At 73.8% G+C, this 19,070-nt stretch carries 15 protein-coding genes; 5 read left to right on the plus strand and 10 right to left on the minus strand.

Features of this window, described 5'->3' with window-relative positions; translation table 11 throughout:
- Positions 1 to 52: 52 nt before the first annotated feature.
- Both OG448_RS21110 and OG448_RS21115 read left to right on the plus strand, forming a co-directional pair.
- Entirely contained in the window at positions 53 to 1,603 is a 1,551-nt protein-coding gene (locus OG448_RS21110) for an N-acetylmuramoyl-L-alanine amidase (RefSeq protein ID WP_405555971.1), read from the plus strand.
- A 75-nt stretch (positions 1,604 to 1,678) separates the two neighbouring features.
- Complete coding sequence (locus OG448_RS21115) at positions 1,679 to 2,215, plus strand: DoxX family protein (protein ID WP_405555973.1); 537 nt, start codon at positions 1,679 to 1,681, stop codon at positions 2,213 to 2,215.
- 68 nt (positions 2,216 to 2,283) lie between these two features.
- Here OG448_RS21115 and OG448_RS21120 read toward each other — a convergent pair whose 3' ends face one another.
- The 4 genes from OG448_RS21120 to OG448_RS21135 all read right to left on the minus strand — a co-directional run bounded on the left by OG448_RS21120 (position 2,284) and on the right by OG448_RS21135 (position 7,256).
- Positions 2,284 to 3,111 carry a glycoside hydrolase domain-containing protein gene (locus OG448_RS21120; protein WP_405555974.1) on the minus strand — a complete coding sequence of 276 codons (828 nt, stop codon included), beginning with the start codon at positions 3,109 to 3,111 and terminating at the stop codon, positions 2,284 to 2,286.
- Positions 3,112 to 3,518: 407 nt separating this feature from the next.
- On the minus strand, positions 3,519 to 4,556 hold the full coding sequence (locus tag OG448_RS21125) for a rod shape-determining protein (protein WP_405555975.1): 1,038 nt from the start codon (positions 4,554 to 4,556) through the stop codon (positions 3,519 to 3,521).
- 140 nt (positions 4,557 to 4,696) lie between these two features.
- The gene (locus OG448_RS21130; RefSeq protein ID WP_405555977.1) at positions 4,697 to 6,166 is read right to left on the minus strand and encodes an acyl-CoA synthetase; all 1,470 of its coding nucleotides are present in this window, start codon (positions 6,164 to 6,166) and stop codon (positions 4,697 to 4,699) included.
- A gap of 37 nt (positions 6,167 to 6,203) precedes the next feature.
- Entirely contained in the window at positions 6,204 to 7,256 is a 1,053-nt protein-coding gene (locus tag OG448_RS21135; RefSeq protein ID WP_405555978.1) for a MerR family transcriptional regulator, read from the minus strand.
- 149 nt (positions 7,257 to 7,405) lie between these two features.
- On the opposite strand from OG448_RS21135, the gene OG448_RS21140 reads away from it, so the two are divergent.
- The gene (locus tag OG448_RS21140) at positions 7,406 to 8,284 is read left to right on the plus strand and encodes a RimK family alpha-L-glutamate ligase (RefSeq protein WP_405555980.1); all 879 of its coding nucleotides are present in this window, start codon (positions 7,406 to 7,408) and stop codon (positions 8,282 to 8,284) included.
- A 3-nt stretch (positions 8,285 to 8,287) separates the two neighbouring features.
- On the opposite strand, the gene OG448_RS21145 is transcribed toward OG448_RS21140, so the two are convergent.
- Positions 8,288 to 8,845 (minus strand): hypothetical protein, encoded by a 558-nt coding sequence (locus tag OG448_RS21145; protein ID WP_405555982.1) that lies wholly within the window; start codon positions 8,843 to 8,845, stop codon positions 8,288 to 8,290.
- Positions 8,846 to 8,983: 138 nt separating this feature from the next.
- On the opposite strand from OG448_RS21145, the gene OG448_RS21150 reads away from it, so the two are divergent.
- Complete coding sequence (locus OG448_RS21150; protein ID WP_405555984.1) at positions 8,984 to 9,757, plus strand: IclR family transcriptional regulator; 774 nt, start codon at positions 8,984 to 8,986, stop codon at positions 9,755 to 9,757.
- Positions 9,754 to 10,599 (plus strand): SMP-30/gluconolactonase/LRE family protein, encoded by an 846-nt coding sequence (locus OG448_RS21155; protein ID WP_405555986.1) that lies wholly within the window; start codon positions 9,754 to 9,756, stop codon positions 10,597 to 10,599. The genes OG448_RS21150 and OG448_RS21155 overlap by 4 nt, the downstream gene beginning before the upstream one ends.
- On the opposite strand, the gene OG448_RS21160 is transcribed toward OG448_RS21155, so the two are convergent.
- From OG448_RS21160 to OG448_RS21180, 5 genes are all read right to left on the minus strand, one after another.
- On the minus strand, positions 10,596 to 11,990 hold the full coding sequence (locus OG448_RS21160; protein WP_405555988.1) for an NAD(P)/FAD-dependent oxidoreductase: 1,395 nt from the start codon (positions 11,988 to 11,990) through the stop codon (positions 10,596 to 10,598). The genes OG448_RS21155 and OG448_RS21160 overlap by 4 nt on opposite strands.
- Positions 11,983 to 13,197 (minus strand): MAB_1171c family putative transporter, encoded by a 1,215-nt coding sequence (locus OG448_RS21165; protein WP_405555989.1) that lies wholly within the window; start codon positions 13,195 to 13,197, stop codon positions 11,983 to 11,985. The genes OG448_RS21160 and OG448_RS21165 overlap by 8 nt, the downstream gene beginning before the upstream one ends.
- An 11-nt stretch (positions 13,198 to 13,208) precedes the next feature.
- Positions 13,209 to 13,805, minus strand: a complete 597-nt coding sequence (locus tag OG448_RS21170; RefSeq protein ID WP_405555990.1) for a toxin-antitoxin system, toxin component family protein — start codon at positions 13,803 to 13,805, stop codon at positions 13,209 to 13,211.
- Between the two features lie 129 nt (positions 13,806 to 13,934).
- Positions 13,935 to 16,904 (minus strand): beta-galactosidase, encoded by a 2,970-nt coding sequence (locus OG448_RS21175; RefSeq protein ID WP_405555992.1) that lies wholly within the window; start codon positions 16,902 to 16,904, stop codon positions 13,935 to 13,937.
- Between the two features lie 379 nt (positions 16,905 to 17,283).
- A complete protein-coding gene (locus tag OG448_RS21180; protein WP_405555993.1) occupies positions 17,284 to 19,011 on the minus strand; it encodes a pyridoxal phosphate-dependent aminotransferase in 1,728 nt (575 codons plus the stop codon).
- Between the last annotated feature and the right edge of the window lie 59 nt (positions 19,012 to 19,070).

Here is a 19,070-nt window from a genome sequence, read left to right on the forward strand (position 1 = left end):
AGGTCCCCGGCCTCCCCACATCCCCCGCCCCCACCCGGAAGGTCACACCCCCATGCCCCGGATACCCCTGGCCCGCGCGGCCCTCGCCGGCCTCGGCACCCTGGCCGTGCTCGCCGCCACCGTGCAGCCCGCCGGCGCCGCGCCCCGTACCGAGAGAGCCGAGGGCCCTGTCGCGCACGCCTTCAGCAGCGCGGCGGCCGAGTACGGCGTGCCTCGCGACCTCCTGATCGCCCTCGGCTACAGCGAGACCCACCTCGAGGGCCACCACGGCCTGCCCAGCCAGGCGGGCGGCTACGGCGTGATGCACCTGGTCAGCAACCCCGACCAGCACACCCTGGAGCTGGCGTCCCGGCTGACCGGCGACACCGCCCGCGAACTGCGCACCGACACCGCCGCCAACATCCGCGGCGGCGCCGCCGTCCTGCGCTCCTACGCCGACCACGCCGGACTGAGCCGGGCCGAGCGCCGTGACACCGACACCTGGTACCCGCTCCTCGCCCGGTACGGCGGCGCCACCGACCCCGCCACCGCCAAGCTCTACGCCGACACCGTCTACACCTTCCTGGCCGAGGGCGTCACCGCCCGCGCCGAGGGCGGCGAGAAGCTGACCCTCCCCGCCCGGAAGGTCGCCCCCGAGCGCGGCGGCTACGGGTCGGCCCTGGCCCCGGCCGCGCAGAGCCCCGACTACCCCTCCGCCCTCTGGGTCCCGGCCAACACGGCCAACTACGCCGTCGGCCGCACGGCCGCGATCAGCAAGGTCGTCATCCACGTCACCGAGGGCTCGTACGCCGGGACCATCAGTTGGTTCCAGAACCCGTCGTCGCAGGTCAGCGCGCACTACGTGGTGCGCTCCTCGGACGGCCAGATCACCCAGATGGTGCGCGAGAAGGACACCGCCTGGCACGCCCGCTCCGGGAACGCCAGTGGTATCGGCATCGAGCACGAGGGGTACGTGAACGACCCGAGCTGGTTCACCGACGCGATGTACCGCTCGTCCGCCGCGCTGACCGCCTCCATCTGCGCCCGCTACGGCATCCCCAAGGACCGCGCGCACATCGTCGGCCACTCCGAGGTGCCCGGCAACGACCACACCGACCCCGGTCCGAACTGGAACTGGACCTACTACATGCAGTTGGTCGGCGGCAGCACCGGCGGCGGCGAGGTCCAGCTCAGCTTCCCCTCGTACGACACCCTGCGCTCCGGCTCCACCGGCGCCCAGGTCTCGGCCGCGCAGTCGCTGCTCAACGCGCAGGGCTTCGACGCGGGCACCGTCGACGGCAGCTTCGGCACGAAGACCACCGCCGCCGTGACCGCCTTCCAGAAGGCCCGCGGACTCGGCGCCGACGGTGTGGTGGGCGCCCGTACCTGGACCGCGCTGCTCTCGGCCGGCAGCACGCCCGCGCTCAGTCAGGGCAGCACCGGCGCCGCCGTCCAGCGGCTCCAGCGGGCCCTGACCGCGGCGCTCGGGCGGACCGTCACGGCGGACGGCGACTTCGGCTCGGGCACCCAGCAGGCGGTACGGGACTACCAGACCAGCCGCTCGCTCGGCGTCGACGGTCAGGTCGGCCCGGCCACCTGGGGCGCGCTGCAGGCCGGACGCTAATAGCCTGGGAAGGGACGTGCGGGGGGAGACACCCATACCTTCCCAACCAGGTGGGGGGTCTTCGGAGCATCGGCCATGACCACTACGCGCACCTACCGACCCGCCGGCACCACGGACCGCGCCGTGTTCGGCTCCGCCGCCGACTGGGGGCTGCTGCTCATCAGACTCACCTTCGGTCTGCTGATGGCGGGCCACGGGGCGCAGAAGCTGTTCGGGATCTTCGGCGGCGACGGGCTCACCGCCACCGGCAAGGGGTTCGCGAGCCTCGGGTACCGGCCCGGAAAGGTCTTCGCCACCATCGGCGGGCTGTCCGAGCTGCTCGGCGGGCTCGGCCTGGCCGTCGGGCTGCTGACGCCCCTGGCCGCCGCCGCGCTGATCGGCGTCATGATCAACGCGATGGCGCTGGTCACCGGCCCCCACGGTCTGTGGGAGTCCGACGGCGGGGTGGAGTACAGCGTCTGCATCGCCGTCGTCGCCTTGGGCGTCGCCGCCATCGGCCCCGGCCGGCTGGCCTTCGACCGGTTCTTCCGGTGGGGGTCCGGCGGCTGGTGGCCGGCCGCCGTCGCCCTCGGCCTGGGCGGCATCGGGGCGGCCATCACGCTCAGCCTGTAGGTGACAGAGGCTCTTTGAGACGAACCGGCGCACGTGGACCCTCACGTACGCCGGCTCGACGCGTCCTGCTAGCCGACGATCGCCACCGGCGCGTCCCACGCGCTGCGGTCCACCGTGATCGGGTAACCGCCGCGTGACTCCTTGCTGTTCACCATGTACTGGTGGGCGCGGCTGTGGTTGGTGAACGCCTTGGGGTCCCAGGGCCAGTCGGCCGTGGTGGTGTTCTGCTGGTCCCACAGGGCGTACCAGAGGTTGCCCGGCAGATCGGTCTTGTCGGTCGCCGTGGCCACCGCCTTCGCGCTGGAGCTGGTGAAGCCGTAGTAGCCCGCCCGGTAGACCTTGCCGCGCAGCGTCTTGGTGAAGGAACGGACGTAGGACAGCACGGCGTTGTTGCACGCCTTGTCCGTGGTGTCGTACGGCTCCATGTCGAGGTAGACCGCGCTGCCCGGCTTCATGCCGAGCGCCGACGCCTTGGCCACCGCGTCCTTGGCGTCCGTCGCGCCGAGGGACGTCGCGTTGGTGGTGGTCATCTTCTCCGGGTTGGCGCTCTTCTGGCAGGGCGGCTGGGCACCGACGTAGAGCGGGATCAGCTTCCAGCCCAGGGAGTTGACCGACTTCACCCAGGACGCGGTGAGGTTCGGCTGGGCGCAGCCGCGGTTCTTGCCGCCGATGTAGACGGCGGCGGCGCCGTAGAAGCCGGTCTTCCACGCCTTCATCGCCGCCGCGGACGGCGCGGTGCAGGTGTCGAAGGCGCGGCCGGTGAAGGTCTTCTGCGCGGGCCAGACGGTGGCCGCGCTGGACGCCTGCGCCGCGATGCCGGCCCCGGCGACGACCGCGACACCCGCGGTGGCCCAGGCGATGTAACGACTCTTCTTGGACAGCCGATGGCTGGACATCCCCACCCCAGATGCTCATGCCCCACGGCGCGCGGACGGCGCGGCGAGGGGCGAACGACGTGACTTCCGGTACGGCGGCCGCCCGGTTTCCGGGGCCGCGGACGTACGAAGTGACAGCACTCTAATGCAAGGGGTGTGCGAGGGGGTTGTGTGCCGGGTGCGCCGGTTCCCCGGCGGTGGGGCCGGGGAACGGGGTGATCGCATTCTTTTCGCCGCGCGGGCTTGGGGCGGTCGCGTTCTGGGCACCGTCCTCCTACCGGTGTTCGGTGTCGGTTGGGAGGAGGGTGACGTGGAGCGTCAGATTCGAGTGCGGGTCAGTCGTCGGCCAGCGGCTCCGCGGGGCCAGGAGATCGACCGCAGGACGCCGTCGGGGCGCGTCCTGCCGTACTGAGACCCCGGCGCGGGCTTCAGGCGGCCAGCGGGGTCAGGACCAAGGGGGCGATCCGCCCCTCCAGCATGGCGCCGAGGCCCTGCACGGCACAGATGTCGGGGCGTTCCGCGATGTGCACCGGGATGCCGATGGCCTCGTGGAGCATCTTGTCCAGGCCCGGCAGCAGCGCGGTGCCGCCGACCATCATGATGCCCCGGTCCACCAGGTCGGCCACCAGGTCAGGGGGGCAGTCCCGCAGCACCTTGCCGATGCCGTCGAGGACGGCCAGCAGCGGGGTGTGGATCGCGTCGCGCATCGCGGCCGTGTCCACCCGCACGCTGCGGGCCAGGCCGGTGGCCACGTCCCGGCCGTGGATCTCGGTGGACGACGGGCCCTGCGGGGTGAGGCCGTTGTCCGACAGGGCGATCTGGAGCGGTCGTACCGACTGGCTGGGCAGCATCAACTCGTGTGCGTGCCGCAGGTGTTGCACGATCGCCCGGTCCACCGCCTCGCCGCCCACCGGAACGCGCTCGGCAGTGACGATCGAGCCCAGCGACAGCACGGCGACCTGGGTGGCCGCCGCCCCGCACACCATGATCATGCTGGCTTCGGGGCGTTCCACCGGGAGTCCGCAGCCGACGGCCGCCGCGATCAGGGTGTCCACCAGCTCCACCCGGCGCGCGCCGAGCCCGACCAGCGTCTCGATCGTCGCCCGGCGGGCCAGCGGGTCCGCCTCGTGCGGGGTGCAGGCCGCCGCGCGCAGCCGGGGCTTGCGGCGCAGGGCGCGGCGCATCCGGTCGCCGATCAGATGCCGCAGCATGCGCTGCGCCATCTCGATGTCGACCACCGTGCCACCGGACACCGGCCGCACCACCCGGATGTACTGCGGGGTGCGCCCGGTCATCTGCTCCGCGAAGTCACCGACCGCGATGAGCGCCCCGGTACGGGTGTTCACGGCCGCCACCGAGGGCTGGTCGACGACCAGTCCGGCGCCCTTCACGTACACGCGGGTGCGGGCCGCGCCCAGGTCGACGGCGAAGTGGCAGCGGCTCAACTGCTCCAGGCTGACGGTCACGGCAGTTCCTCCCGAGTGCGCTGACCATGGGCAGGCCGCCGGATTCGGCGGGCCTCACTGGAATCCTGCGCGGGCACCGGCGCGGGTGCCTTCTGGAGGGGGCCGGGCGGGGCGCCGCTGAATGGGGGGTTTCGGCCGGACTATGCCGTGTCGGGCTGGCCTCCGGGGCCCGGGAGTGTCAGCGCCCGCTTCATGATCTTGCCCATGTCGTTGCGGGGGAGCGCCGGGAGCAGGTGCAGGACGCGGGGCCGCTTGTGCGGGGCCAGGCGGGCGGCCACATGGCCGGCCAACTCGGCGAGTTCGGGCGGGGTTCCGGGGTCCGACGGCACCACCCAGGCCACCACCCGCTCGCCCAGGTCCGCGTCCGGCTCGCCGGTGACGGCCGCCTCCGCGACCGCCGGGTGCTCCAGCAGCGCGTTCTCGATCTCGCCCGCCCCGATCTTGTAACCCCCGCTCTTGATCAGGTCGGTGGCCTTCCGGCCCACGATCCGTACGTACCCGTCGGGCTCCCGCACCGCCACGTCCCCGGTGCGGAACCAGCCGTCGGCCGTGAAGGCGGCGGCGGTCGCGTCGGGGCGGTTCAGATAGCCGGTGAACAGGTTCGGGCCGCGCACCTGGATCTCGCCCACACTCTCCCCGTCCCGCGCGGTCACCTCGGCGCCGTCCTCCTCCACCAGCCGCAGCTCCACACCGGGCAGCGGCACGCCGACGGTGCCCGCGAGGGCCTCGCCGTCGACACGTACGGAGGTGTTCATCAGGGTCTCCGTCATGCCGTACCGCTCGATCACCCGGCGACCGGTCACCGCCGCGATCCGCTCGTGGTCGTGGACGGGCAGCGCGGCCGAGCCCGAGACCAGCAGCCGGGCCCGGCCGAGCGCCTTCGCCAGCTCGGGGTCGGACGGCAGGGCCTCGGCCAGCCGGTGGTACATCGTGGGCACGCCGAACACCATGGTCGCGCCGTCGTTCAGCTCGCGGGTCACGCCCTCGGGGGAGAAGCGGCCCAGGTGCCGTACCGAGCCGCCGCGCCTGAGCGGGCCGAGGACGCCCAGCACGAGCCCGTGCACATGGAACAGGGGCAGCCCGTGCACCAGCACGTCGTCCCCGGTCCACCGCCAGGCGTCGGCCAGCGCGTCCAGGGTCGCGGCGAGCGCCCGGCGCGGGACGACGGCACCCTTGGGCGGACCGGTGGTGCCGGAGGTGTAGACGATCAGCGCCGGGTCCTCGTCCCCGTAGGTGCCCTCGGGGACCCGCCCGGTGCCGGAGACCTCCAGCCGGGGCAGGTCCGCGAGGACGGAGGGGAGTTCGGCGCCCGGCGCGGTCAGCACCAGCGCCGGGTCGCTGTCGGCGAGGATGTGCGCCAGCTCCCCTTCCCCCGACCTCGGGTTGAGCGGCACGGCCGCCGTCCCGGCGAGCAGCGCCCCGGTCACCGCCACGGCGGTCTCCAGCTCGGGCGTCGCCCACACCGCGACCCGGCCGAGGCCCCGCAGCCGTCCGGCCACCGCCCCGGCGGCGGAGGCCAGCTCCGCGTACGACAGCGACCGCGCGCCGAAGCGCACCGCGGTCCTTCCGGCCGTCCGGGGGTCCGTCAGGGCGGGGAACAGGGAGGACACGGGGGACTCCTTCGCTGCCGGGTACGACAGCCCCTTCCTACCCCACGGGCGGCACCACGTCCCCGACCACACAGCTCACGTTGTCCGGGCCGCCCGCGGTGTTGGCCGCGTCGACCAGTGACCGTACGGCCGTCTCCGGGTCCGGGGCGGCGGCGAGCAGCTCCCTGATCCGGTCGTCCGGGACCACACCGGTCAGGCCGTCCGAGCAGAGCAGGTAGCGGTCGCCGGGGAGGGCCTCGTGCAGCCGGAGGTCCGGGTCGCCGCCGAGGACCTTCAGCAGCAGCGACCGCTGCGGGTGGCTCTCGGCCTCGGCCGGGGTGAGGCGGCCCTCGTCCAGCAGGGACTGGACCACGCTGTGGTCGTGGGTGATGCGGAACAGCCCGCCCTCACGCAGCAGGTAGGCCCGGGAGTCCCCGATGTGCGCCAGGGCCAGTCGCGACCCCGTCCAGAGCAGCGCGGTCAGCGTGGTGCCCGCGTCCTCGGCCCCCTCCGTGACGTCCCGTACGGCATCGCCCGCGCCCCGCACCGCGTCGGCCAGCAGGTTCAGCACGTTGCCCGGTCGCGGCCCGGCCTCCTCGTCGAGGAACCGCAGCGCCTCGACGGCGGCCCCGCTGGCGGGAGCCCCCGCCGGGCCGAAGCCGTCGGCCACGGCGAGCAGCCTGCGGCCGGCGTAGACGGTGTCCTGGTTGGCGGGGCGGACGTGCCCCCGGTCGGAGTGGGCGGCACAGCGCAGCTCCAGCATGGTGGTTCCCTCTCTCGGTGCCTCGGTCAACTCCGTCACGAGGAACGCGGCGAGATCCCGCCGCACGGCCGTCTCCGCCTCGACACGCGCCCAGTAGGCCCGGACCTCCCGCGCCGCGTCCGCCCCGGTCAGGGCGGACACCGCGCGGATCTCCGCCAGCGGCATCCCGAGCCGCCGCAGCCACGCCACCAGCCGGGCCCGGTCCAACTGGGCGACGGCGTAGTAGCGGTAGCCGGTGTACGGGTCGACGCGCGCGGGGCGCAGCAGGCCCAGCTCGTCGTAGAGCCGCAGGGCCTTCGGGGAGAGCCCGGACGCCTTGGCGAACGCGCCGATGGTCAGCAGATCCATGTCCGTCCAGGCTCCTCGAAAGGCCGGTTCCTCGCTTCGCCACCGATGCTGGGGCTTCACCGTAGGGGAAGGTCAACAGGGGTGTGCCGGTTCCGTGGTGGTTGCTAGCCTCGCGATCACCGAGCCGACGCAACGACAGGGAGCCCGCCGTGCCGCGTATCGCCCTCGCCACCTACGACCCCGGCACCGCGCCCAGCAAGGACCCCGATCTGGCCGGGCTGGTCGCGGAGTTGCGGGCGGCGGGCGCCGACGCGGAGGCCCGTTTCTGGGACGACCCGGACGCCGACTGGGCCGGCTACGACCTCGTCCTCATCCGCTCCACCTGGGACTACACCTGGCGCACCGCCGAGTTCCTGGCCTGGGTGGACCGGGTCGACGCGCTCACCCGGCTGCTCAACCCGGCCGACGTGGTGCACTGGAACGCCGACAAGCGCTACCTCGGTGAACTGGTCGACGCGGACGTGCCCACCGTCCCCACCCGCTACCTCCCGCCCGGCGCCGAACCCGACCTGCCGACCGGGCACGAGTACGTGATCAAGCCCGCCTCGGGAGCGGGAGCCCGGTACGCGGCCCGGTACGCGCCGGAGGAACGGGAGCGTGCGATACGGCAGTTGGCGCACATGCACGCCGAGGGCCTGACCGCGATGGTGCAGCCGTACATGCGGGGCGTCGACCGACGCGGCGAGCGGGCACTCCACTTCTTCGGCGGGCGCCTGCTGCACGCCAGCCGCAAGGGTGCCGTCCTCGTCTCCGGCACGCCCTTCGACGCCGACAAGACCGCCCACCCGAGGCTGGAGAAGTGGCAGCCGACCGCCGCCGAACGGGACATCGCCGAGCGGGCGTTGGCAGCCGTACCCGCCGGCGCCGAGCGACTGCTCTACGGCCGGGTCGACCTGATCGACGGCGAGGACGGGCAGCCCTGCGTGCTGGAGCTGGAACTCATCGAGCCCCATCTCTTCCTCGACCTGCACCCCGAGTCCGTGTCCCGTGTCGCCCAGCTCATCATCCAGGCGGCGAAGGACAGTTGAGGCTCAGTCCCGCAGCGCGGTCCGCTGGAGCAGCCCCCAGGTGAACTCGGCGGCCATCTCGTGCCGTACCCCGTCCCGGTCCGGCGCGGTGAAGGCCAGCGCCTGGCGGCTCGGGGCGGTGCCCTGGATCGGGCGGGCCGGGGCGAAGGCACGGGCCACCTCCTCCAGCGTGCAGGACCACGGGGTGAGGTCCTCCAGCGTGCTCAGCTCGGGTGCCGGGGCGTCCGGGGCACGCACCAGCCACTCGTTCCAGACCGCCCCGCCCTGCCCGACCAGCACCTCGAAGCGCAGGTCCGGCCAGAGGGGCAGGGTCCAGCGCCACGCCTCGCAGTCCAGGTCGCCGACCCGGCGCGGCTCGACCGACTCCGGCTCGCCCAGCACCGCGCGGTACCGGGAGGCCGCCGGGCGTGACCTGGGCGAACGGGCCATGGCCTGCCAGTGTTTGTTCGCCTCCCGCATCTCGGTCGCGGAGGCGCCGAGCCGCCTGCGGGCGTCCTCGGCCAGCTCCGGATTGTGGTCGGCCATGCGGCGCAGCAGCACCAGGGAGAAGTCGCGAGCCATGCTTCCCATGGTGCCCGGCGCTCGGGCGACCGTTGCCCGCGCGACCCGCGCTGACTAGCCTGTGTTCGCCCCACCGGTCGCCGGTCGGGGTATCGAACACGGGCCGCTGCGCCCGTAGAGCAGGCAAGGAGGCCGGACGTGGGACGCCTCGTGCCCGCCGTGACGCGGGCCCTCGACATCCTGGAGCTGTTCCTCGACGGGGACGGCACGCTCTCCGCGCCCGACATCGTGCGCAGACTCGGCCTCCCGCGCACCACCGTGCACGAGCTGGTCACCACCCTCGCCGCCCGCTCCTACCTGGTCCCGGTGCCCGGCCAGCCCGGCCGGTACCGGCTCGGCGTGCGCCCGTACCAGCTCGGCAGCCGGTACGCCGAGCAGCTCGACCTCGCCGCCGAGGGCCGGGAGGTGGCCCGCGGTGTCGCCGAGACCTGTGACGAGACGGTCCATGTGGCGCTGCTGGAGGACACCGACGTCATCTACATCGCCAAGGTCGACTCCACGCACGCGGTCCGCATGGTCTCCGCGGCCGGGCGCCGACTGCCCGCGCACTGCACCGCCGTCGGCAAGATGCTGCTGGCCTCGCTGCCCGCACCGGAGCTGGCCGCACGCGTCCCCGACGGCGCCGAGCTGACCGCGATGACTCCGCACAGCCTCACCGACCCCGGCCGACTGCGGGACGCTCTCGCGGAGATCCGGCGCCGGGGGGTCGCGGTGGAGCGCCGGGAGTCCAACCCGGACGTGAGCTGCGTCGCCGCCCCGGTCCGTGACCGCACCGGGCGGGTCGTCGCCGCGCTGTCCATCTCGGTGCCGACGGTCCGCTGGAGCGAGGAACGCCGTACCGAACTGGAGGCGCTCGCCGTCCAGGGCGCCGCCGAACTCTCCGAGCGGCTCGGCCACCGGGAGGCGGCGTGAGCGGCTACGAGGTCGCCGTCGCGGCGTCGGCGGAACTGGGCGAGGGCCCGACCTGGGACCTGGCCACCGCCCGCCTGCTGTGGGTGGACGTCCTGGCCGGCCGCGTCCACACCTACGACCCCGCCACCGGCCGCCGCACGGTCCGCACCACCGGCCAGCACGTCGGCGCCGCCAAGCCCCGCGCCCACGGCGGCCTGGTGCTCAACCTGCGCGACGGCGTCGCCCTCCTCGACCCCGACGACGCGCTCCGCTGGCTGCACCGCGACCCGGTGCCCGGCCGACGCGCCAACGACGCGGCCGTCGCCCCCGACGGCTCCCTCTGGGCCGGCACCATGCGCTACGACGAGGCCCCCGGCGGCGGCACCCTGACCCGCCTGACCGGCGACGGGACGGCCGCCCCGATCCTCACCGACGCCACCGTGAGCAACGGCATCGGCTGGAGCCCGGACGGCACGCTGATGTACTACGTCGACAGCCCCACCCGCCGCGTCGACGTCTTCGACCACGACGGCGAAGGCGTCCGGAACCGGCGCACCCTGGCCGTCGTCGAGGAGAGCGCGGGCTTCCCGGACGGGCTGACGGTCGACGCGGCCGGCTGCGTCTGGGTGGCGCTGTGGGACGGCGGAGCGGTCCGCCGCTACACCCCCTCCGGCGCCCTGGACCGGGAGATCCGGCTCCCCGTCCCGCGCACCACCGCCTGCGCCTTCGGCGGCCCCGGCCTGACCGACCTGTACGTCACCACCGCCCGCGTCGGCCTCACCGCGCCCATACCCCTGGCGGGCTCGGTGCTGGTGGTGCCGGGCGCGGGGGAGGGGCTGCCGCAGCCGCCGTTCGACGGCTAGAGGAGTCCCGCCGCCTTCCGCTCCCGCGCCGTCAGCGGCGGTCCCGGCAGCGGCGGGCGCAGCGGGCCCACGGCGGCCGCCAGCAGCATGCGCGGCGCGAGCAGCGCCTGAGCGCCCGCCTCCAGCGAGGTCACGTCGGTCACCCGGCGCGCCACCCGGCCGTTGCCCGTGGCGGTGAGCAGCAGCCGGCCGACGTACGCGGCGACCAGGCGGTCCCGGACCGTGGGGCCGGCCGGGGTGGCGCCGGGGTAGAACACATCGGCGCCGATCGCCAGGTCCCAGGCGGTCCGTACCGTACGGCCCACCGCCCGCTGCGCCCGCCGGGCCAGACCCGGCGCACCGAGCCCGCCTCGCCGGAGCACCGTGTCCCGCAGGGCCAGCGCCGACCGGGCCGCCACCGACATGCCGTGGCCGTACACCGGGTTGAGCGCGCACAGGGCGTCCCCGAGGGCGACGAACCCCTCGGGCCACTCGGGCAACCGCTCGTAGAACAGACGCCGGTTGGCGGTCGTCCGGGTCACCGTGACGTCCGTCAGCGGTTCGGCGTGGGTGAGCAGCTCACCGACCAGCGGGTGCCGCAGCTCCTCGTGCGCGTACCGGAGGAACTCGACCCCGGTGGAGGGCGGTTCGTCGGTCCGGGCGCCGATCAGGGTGACGAGCCACTTGCCGTCCTCCACCGGCAGCAGCACCCCGCCGCGTCCGATGCGCGAACCCCGTTGGTCGGGCTCGATGTTGACCACCGGGAAGCCGTCCCGCGCTCCCTCCGGCGCCCGGAACAGCCGGCTGGCGTACGTCAGCCCCGAGTCGACCTCCCGGCGCTCCGGCTCGGGCAGGCCCAGCCCCGCCAGCCAGTGCGCGGCACGGGAGCCACGCCCGGTGGCGTCCACCACCAGATCGGCGTCCAGGGTGCGTTCGGTGCCGTCGGCGCGCACCCGCACCCCGGTCACCGCGCGGCCGGTGCCGGTCGGCGAGAGGGCCTCGGTACGGTCCAGCACCTCGATCGCGCCGTCCGCCCGCACGAGGTCCCGGACCACCCAGTCCAGCAGGTCCCGCCCGGCCGGCAGCATGAACGCCGACTCCGGCCAGCGCCGGTACCAGCCGTGCGCCGACAGCGCCACCATGTCCGTGGTCATCGGCACCCGGCGGACCCCGGCCGCGCTCAGCGCGACCCGCGCGCCCGGCAGCAGCTCCTCCAGCGCGCGGGCACCGCCCGACCAGAGCTGGTGCACGTGCCGGGCCTGTGGCAGCCCCTTGCGCGGCTCGGGCCCGGCGGGCAGCGCGTCCCGCTCCACCACCGTGACGCGGGCGCCCGTCGAGGCCAGGGCGCGGGCCGCGAGCATGCCGGCCAGGGAGCCGCCGAGCACGACGGCCGTGGGCTTCACTTCACTCATGTGCGGCAACGCTCTCTGCTGGGTCGGCGGCCGCACGGGCACGGACCGCCGCGATCTCGTCGGGACGGCGGAGGGCCCGGGAGACGGGCCCGATCTCCTGAAGCAGGTCGGTGGTGTCGGGCGCGGCCACCGTCGCGGGCGGCTCGGGCATCCGGGCCTTCGCCTCGACCGCGTCCAGGATGGTCACCGCCGAGGCCAGCGCCCGCGCCCGCTCCGGCGGGTGGCCGAGGCTCAGCGCGGCCTCGTACGCGCGGGCGCCGAGGGCGGTGTCGAGGTGCCGGGCCAGCGGCAGCAGCACGTCCCGGATGAACGTCTCGCGCCGGGTCAGCCGCAGCTCCGGGGTCGCCCGCAGCACGAACGGCACGCCCTCACCGGCCGACGTCCGCATCAGCAGGTACAGCGGGCGCAGTTGGCGGTGGGCGAGGCGGACCCGCCAGCGGTCGCTCGCGTACTGGCCGGCGTGCGGCAGGATGAAGCCGACCGCGATGAGGATGGCGGACAGCGCGGCGATCGGCGGCGCGAGGTCGGTGCTCAGCCAGTCCAGGTCGCCGCCCGCCCAGCGCGCGCCGACCGCGACCAGCTTGACCGCGTCGAAGATCAGGTTGAGTACGTAGCCCGCGCCGAGCAGCTTCAGCCCCCAGCGCAGCCAGGCGTCCAGCCCCTCCGCGCGCACCCAGTTCCACAGCAGCCGCGCGGTGATCAGACAGGCCAGGGCGTGCGCGCAGAGGTAGAGCAGGATCTCCTCGCGCATGAACGGAGTGGTGGCGTAGTAGGTGTCCAGGTCCCGCAGCCGCTCCACCGGCACGTCGGCCAGCAGGAACAGCACCCACAGCACGGCGATCACCCCGCTGTACACCGACACCACCCAGCGCCGGGCCCGCCGGGTGACCGCCGAGCGGTCGGGGCCGTTGCGCCAGGTGATGATCAGCAGCAGACAGGAACCGCAGAACGCGGTGAGCAGCGAGTAGCACCAGGGCGCCGAGATGTTGGGCACCCCGGTCAGCCGGTTCACCCGGGCGATGGTGGACGGCGAGCAGAACACGAAGACACCGCAGGCCAGCAGCAGCAGACCGCCGACCGCGCGCAGCAGCGGGTCCCGCCACAGCCGGATGATCGTGGGCAGCTTGATCACCAGCGCGATGCCCAGCACCGCCGTCGGAATCCAGAAGGAGATCGAGAAGTCCCGCAGGGTGGCGGCGGGCTCCATGACCGGCACGCTCACCGCGCGGCCCCGCCCCGGCCGCGATAGCCGAGGGAACGCTGCACGAGGTCCAAGGGCTCGCTCGGGCGCCCCAGCCGGGACCGGAACAGGGTGGCCAGGCGGTGGCCGAAGTCCTCGGCGGCCGCCTCGTCGGCCTCGCGGGAGCCGTCACGGGCGGCCACCGTCAGCGCGGTCCCCTCCCAGCCGGACCCGTCCGTGAGCGCCAGGGTGGCCGGGCCGAGCGGCGGATGGTGCCGGTGCCCGGCGTGCAGATGCCACAACTCGTGTCCCAGGATGACCAGTTGCTGCACGGCCTCGGCGCGTTCCTCCACGATGACCAGGTCGAAGTCCTGGAACTCCACCCACAGCCCGGTGACCTCGATCTCGTCCGGGAAGCGCTCGAACCGCAGCTCCACCGGCCGCCCGCCGCGCCGCGCACTCATGGCCGCGCACAGGGCACGGCAGACCCCGCGCACATCGGTCGGAGGCTGCGGCAACCCGGCCACTTCGGCGGCGAGTTGCCTGGCCAGGGTGCGCATCGCACGGGCCGGACGGGAGGGGCGCAGCCGGGCGGCCAGTCGTGCCGCTCGCGCCGGTGCGTCCGCGCTGACCATGTGCCGCCCTCTCCTCCTTCGCCCCGACGCCGTCGCCGGACCGTCCGAGCGTACGCGCACGGGTGTGTCCACGTCATGCGGATCAGCGGGTGTTGTTCAACGGGGAACCACCCGCGCGCGTACGGCCGTTCAGTGGCCGGGGGAGGGGACCGGAGTCACCGGGAGGCCGCCCGCGGCGGCCCCCATGAGGGTCAGGCCCACCTTGCCCGGCCCGGACAGGGTGGTGAACTCCGACAGCACCGCCAGGGCCAGTGTGTTGGTGCCACGTGTGCGCAGAATCCCGTTCGGCAGCACGAAGGTGTGCTGCGGACCCACGTTGTTGATGTACTGCCCCATGTTCCAGCCGTTGAGGAAGATCTGCGCCCGGTAGGCCCGGTACGGATCGTCCTCCAGCCGCAGTCCCACCGAGGCGTCCACGTCGCCCGGCACCGACAGCCGGAAGGTGGTGCGGTACCAGGTGACGCCCTGCCGCCGCTCCTCCCTCGGGAAGGTCACCGGCTCCCAGTCCCGGTCGTGGAGGCCGGGCAGGTGCCAGCCCTCCCGCTCCCCGTACAGCCCGCCGGTGTTCAGCGGGCCGCGCACCGGGTCCACGGCCCGTTCGCCCTGGAGCCGCCAGGACACCCTCGGCGCCGCCCCCGTGAAGGACACGGAGGTCAGACCGCGTGCCGCCTTGTGGGTGTCGTCGCCCTTGCCGTCCTGGTCGTGCTGCATGCGCCGCACCAGCACCGACAGCACATGGCGGCCGGAGGAGCGCAGCTCCGGGCGGACGGGGAAGGTGGCCGTCGCCTCCCAGGTGCCCTTGCGGATCGTGGTGGTCTTGTCCGGCACCGGCAGCCGGTGGGTGCCCAGCGGCTCCCCGTCCAGCCAGGCCATCAACAGCCCCTGGGTGCCGGAACTGTAGGCGAGCCGGACCGCCTCGATCCCGGTACTCCCGCTGAACGTACCCCGGTACCAGACGTCCCCGTAGTGGAACCCGTAGTCGTCCGCGAACAGCACCGGGCCGCCCTTGGGGACCGGGGTGGTGCTGTGGGACGACGTGCGGTCCGCCCGGCGCCACGTGGAGTCGTCGAAGCTCGGGCCCGCCTCCGGGTTCTCGGTGCGCATGCGCCAGCCGGTCAGCTCCGGGAGCCGTACCTCGGGCACACCGGGCAGCGGGGCGGTCGTCATCAGGCTGCCGGAGAGGGTGACCCGGGTCGGCACCCGGCGCCCGTTCCACACCAGGGTGTCGACGCCGCGCGGACCCCACACCTCCATCACCGATTCGCCGTCGAGGTCGCCGGAGAGCCGCACCTCCGAGCCGTGCACCTCGGCGTGGCGCAGCAGCGCGGGGCCGTACACCACCAGGGTCCCGGCGGCGGTGTCGTACGGGAAGATCCGCATCGAGGTGTCGTCGTCCGCGAAGAGCAGCACCAGCGGGGTCTCGGTCTCGCCCCCGGTGACCAGCACCCGGCTCAGCCCGGCCTCCCCGAGCGGGGCGCTGACGTGCAGTTCCCCGCGCTCGTACGCCCAGCCGGCCTCCGGGTCGAGCCGGGTGACGTTCGGCTCCTGCGGGCAGTCCAGCACCAGGTCCGCCATGTCGCCCCGGCGGCCCGCGAACACGGCGACGTCCCGTGCGCCCGCCGTCACGCTCATCACGGGCTGGGCGGTGCTGTGCTTCATCTTCCGCTTGCCCAGGCGCAGTCCGGTCACCAGCATGCGGGCGTCGCGGGCGGGCACGGTGATCCGCAGCTTCCCGGTGTTGGTCGGCAGCTCGGCGGTGACCGGCTTCGTGCCGTCGTTGCGCGTGACGTACACATGCGCGCCGGTGTCCGGGTTGGCCAGGTGGTAGACCTTCAGCCCCGCGGCCGTCACGTCCGACGCCCGGTCCAGCCGCGCGAAGTCCGGCACGCGCTGGAACAGATGGCCCAACTGGTGCATCGGCGCCATCTTCGCGGTGACGTTGCGGGCCTCGTCGATGGCCGCGCCGTAGTCGTACGACGTGTAGACCACCGGCGCGGGCAGCCAGCCCCAACTGGTGCCGCCGAACGTCATGTAGACGTTGTGCAGGGTGAGGCCGTTGGCCAGGTTGGTCAGGTAGAAGCGGCGCTCGTAGGCCGAGTCACGGGTGCACCGCGCCTCCGGGTACCCCTTGCCGTCGAACCAGGCACCGCCCCACGGGTCGAACCAGCCGCCGCCGAACTCCGGTACGAAGCCCGGTGTGTCCGGAGAGGCGGTGGACCCTCCCTTCGGCCCGCCCGGCCCGAACTTCCCCCAGTCCGGCGGGTTCTGCGAGGGCGAGGGATAGCCGTCGAAGCCGTACAGATAACCGCCCTCCTCACCACCGGTGTCGAAGGAGCCCGGCGTCCAATAGCCGTTGCGCCCCTTGTCGTTGTGGAAGAGGGGTACGTCGATGCCGTCCGCCCGCACCTTCTTGTACAGGTGGGACATGTAGGCCCGGCCGGTCGGCTCGGTGACGTGGGAGTCGTACTCGTTCTCCAGTTGGTACAGCAGGACCGTGCCCCGGCCCTGGGTGTACAGGTGCCTGCGGGCGATCCGGTCGACCTGTGTGAGCCAGGCGTCGACGTGCCGCAGATAGGTGGGGTCGGCGGTGCGGGCGGTGCCCTTGGTCACCGTCAGCCAGCCGGGGAAGCCGCCACCGTCGACCTCGGCGTTGATGTACGGGCCGGGGCGCAGGATGACGTACAGACCGGTCTCGGCGGCCGTGCGCAGGAACAGGTCCAGGTCCCGGACGCCGGTGAAGTCGAAGCGGCCGGGGGCGGGGGAGTGGTAGTTCCAGGAGACGTACACGCTGACCGCGTTGAAGCCGTGCGCCCGCATCTTCTGGAGCACGTCCCGCCACAGGGACGGGCTCGGCAGCCGGAAGGGATGCATCTCGCCCGACCACACCACCAGCCGCCGTCCGTCGACCAGCAGCGAGTACGAGTCGTACCCGATGGTGTGCCGCCGGCCGTCCGCACGCGGCGGTGCGGGCGGCGGCCCGGTCGGCACCCCGCGCGCCGCGAACGCCGAGGGCGCCCCCGGCCCACCGCTGCCGCCCATGGCGAAGCCGAGCGCGGCACAGCCGGTCAGGGCACTGAAAGTACGTCTGCTGAGCGCCAAGGTCGTCCTCCGGTCGGCCCCCATAAGAAGCGTGGCTCCGGCCATTCTCCACGCCCCGTCAGCTACCGCCCGACCAAGGGGGCTCCGGCGCGGGTGAATCACCCGGTACGGGGGGATGGCGCCGCGGTGAGGTGCGGGGAAATCGCGGGCGTACGGGGGGCTCGCACGGGTGTACGCGGCTTCGGCGGGGGTGGCGGCGGATCGGGGTGCGGGTGAGCAGCGGTGCCGATCGGCCAGGTGAGCGGGGGCCCGTGCGTGCGCCGGGCGGCGGGGCCTCTCCGCGCGGGCGCAGCCGACCGCCGGGGGAGTCGGCAACGGATGCAACGTCACAGGTGGGCGTGCCGGACTCCGTGTCAGCGCCATGACCCGCCGGACGGCCTCAGCCCATCGGTGCCGGTGCCCCCGCGCCCGCCGCGTTCGGCCAGCTCTGGGCGTTGGGCCAGCCGGAGGCGGAGGCCGGGGTGAGGCCGGGCGTGGCGGGGGCGGCCGGCGTGCCCGGAGCGGTCATCCCGCGCACCTGGGCGGCCGTGAGGCCCCCGCGCGCGGGGACGCCGGGCGGAGTGGGGCCCAGGGCGGCGGCTGGCGCGGGGACGGGGGCCTGGGCGGGGGTGGGGGCGGCCATGGGGGTGGGGGCGGCCATGGGGGTGGGAGCGACGGCTGCGGCGGCCGGCGCCGGGTACGGGGACGCGGGCGCCGGGACGGGCGGGGGTGCCATCGGGGCCGGGGGTGCCGCAGGCGGGGGCGTGGGGACCCGTTGCGGTACCGGCGGTTGCGGGACCTGCTGGGGGACGGGGGACGGCTGGGCCGCCGGTGCCGGCATCCCGCCGCCCGGTGGGGGCGTGGCGGCGGGGAGCGGCATGCCGGTACCGGCGGCCAAGGCGGCGGCGATGACGGGGGAGCCGGAGGAGGCGGTCAGCCGGGCTCCGGCCCCGTTCGTCTCGCCGACCAGCCGGTCCACCGCCGCCGTGCCCGAGCTGTAGCCCAGCTCGGGCACGGCGGGCTCGTAGAGCACCTGCTCCAGACCGGCCACCAGACGGTGGACGTCGGTCTCGGGGCGCACCACGAGCCGCAGGAAGCGGCTGGACGAACCGATCTTGTTGCCGCACTCGCGGACCAGAATCCGGTGCTCGGTGAGCAGCCGGTCCCGGACCACGGTGCCCTCGGCGCCCAGCGGGAGGCGCACGAACAGGAAGTTTCCCTGCGAGGGATAGACCGTGAGCCCCGGCAGGGCCGACAACTGGCTGGCCATCTCCAGCCGGTCGCGCCGCACCTGGAGCAGGCTCTGCGTGTACTCGGCGCCGTGCTGCTTCAGCATGAACACCACGTACTCCGCGAAGGAGTTGAGGTTCCACTTGGGCAGCATCGAGCGGACCTTGTTCGCCAGGCCCGGGTTCGCGACCAGATAGCCGAACCGGATGCCGTGCAGGCCGAAGTTCTTGCCGAGGCTGCGCAGCACGATCACGTTGGGTCTGAGCATCGCCTCCTGCACCACGCTCGGCTCGGACTCGGCGTCGGCGAACTCCAGGAACGACTCGTCGATCACCACCAGGTCCAGGTCGGCCATCGCGTCCATGAACTGCACCACCGACTGCCGGGGCAGGAAGCCGCCGTCGGGGTTGTTGGGGTTGCAGATGACCGCCACCCGCGTACCCCGCGCCCGGATGAACTCGGCATACCGGCCGAGGTCCAGCGCGAAGCCGTTGGCCTCCTGGAGCGGGAACATGTCGACCCGCTTGCCGGTCTCCATCGGCTGGTCGGTCCAGCGGCCGAAGGTGGGTACGGGCACCGCGAGCGACTCCCGGACCAGCAGATGGTCGATCCAGGTGATCAGCTCGGTCGAGCCGTTCCCCATCGCCACGCACTGCGGCGGCAGTTGGAGCAACTGGCACAGCTCGGCCGTGATGGTGTCGGCGCCGCTCGGGTAGTACGTGATGATCTCGCGCAGCCGGGACGCCATCTCCTCGAACATCGCCGGGGTCGGGAAGTAGGGGTTGCAGGGGATGCAGAAGTCCACCGGACCCGTACCGTCGCTCTCCCGCGCCAGCGCCGCCATCGAAGGGCTGTGCGCGGCGGCGCTGCGGAACAACGAGGTGACGTTGTCGGGCAAGGGGACCTCCGAGGACGGGTGGCCCGCGCGGGGGACGCGGGCCATCCATGCATACGGAG

The organism is Streptomyces sp. NBC_01171, from assembly GCF_045039805.1.
Taxonomy (GTDB): domain Bacteria; phylum Actinomycetota; class Actinomycetes; order Streptomycetales; family Streptomycetaceae; genus Streptomyces.

Coding starts and splice junctions, on each gene's coding strand:
- OG448_RS21110 (WP_405555971.1), top strand. CDS start 53: ATGCCCCGGATACCCCTGGCCCGCGCGGCCCTCGCCGGCCTCGGCACC.
- OG448_RS21145 (WP_405555982.1), bottom strand. CDS start 8,845: ATGGCTCGCGACTTCTCCCTGGTGCTGCTGCGCCGCATGGCCGACCAC.
- OG448_RS21170 (WP_405555990.1), bottom strand. CDS start 13,805: ATGGTCAGCGCGGACGCACCGGCGCGAGCGGCACGACTGGCCGCCCGG.
- OG448_RS21135 (WP_405555978.1), bottom strand. CDS start 7,256: ATGGATCTGCTGACCATCGGCGCGTTCGCCAAGGCGTCCGGGCTCTCC.
- OG448_RS21115 (WP_405555973.1), top strand. CDS start 1,679: ATGACCACTACGCGCACCTACCGACCCGCCGGCACCACGGACCGCGCC.
- OG448_RS21165 (WP_405555989.1), bottom strand. CDS start 13,197: ATGGAGCCCGCCGCCACCCTGCGGGACTTCTCGATCTCCTTCTGGATT.
- OG448_RS21120 (WP_405555974.1), bottom strand. CDS start 3,111: ATGTCCAGCCATCGGCTGTCCAAGAAGAGTCGTTACATCGCCTGGGCC.
- OG448_RS21160 (WP_405555988.1), bottom strand. CDS start 11,990: ATGAGTGAAGTGAAGCCCACGGCCGTCGTGCTCGGCGGCTCCCTGGCC.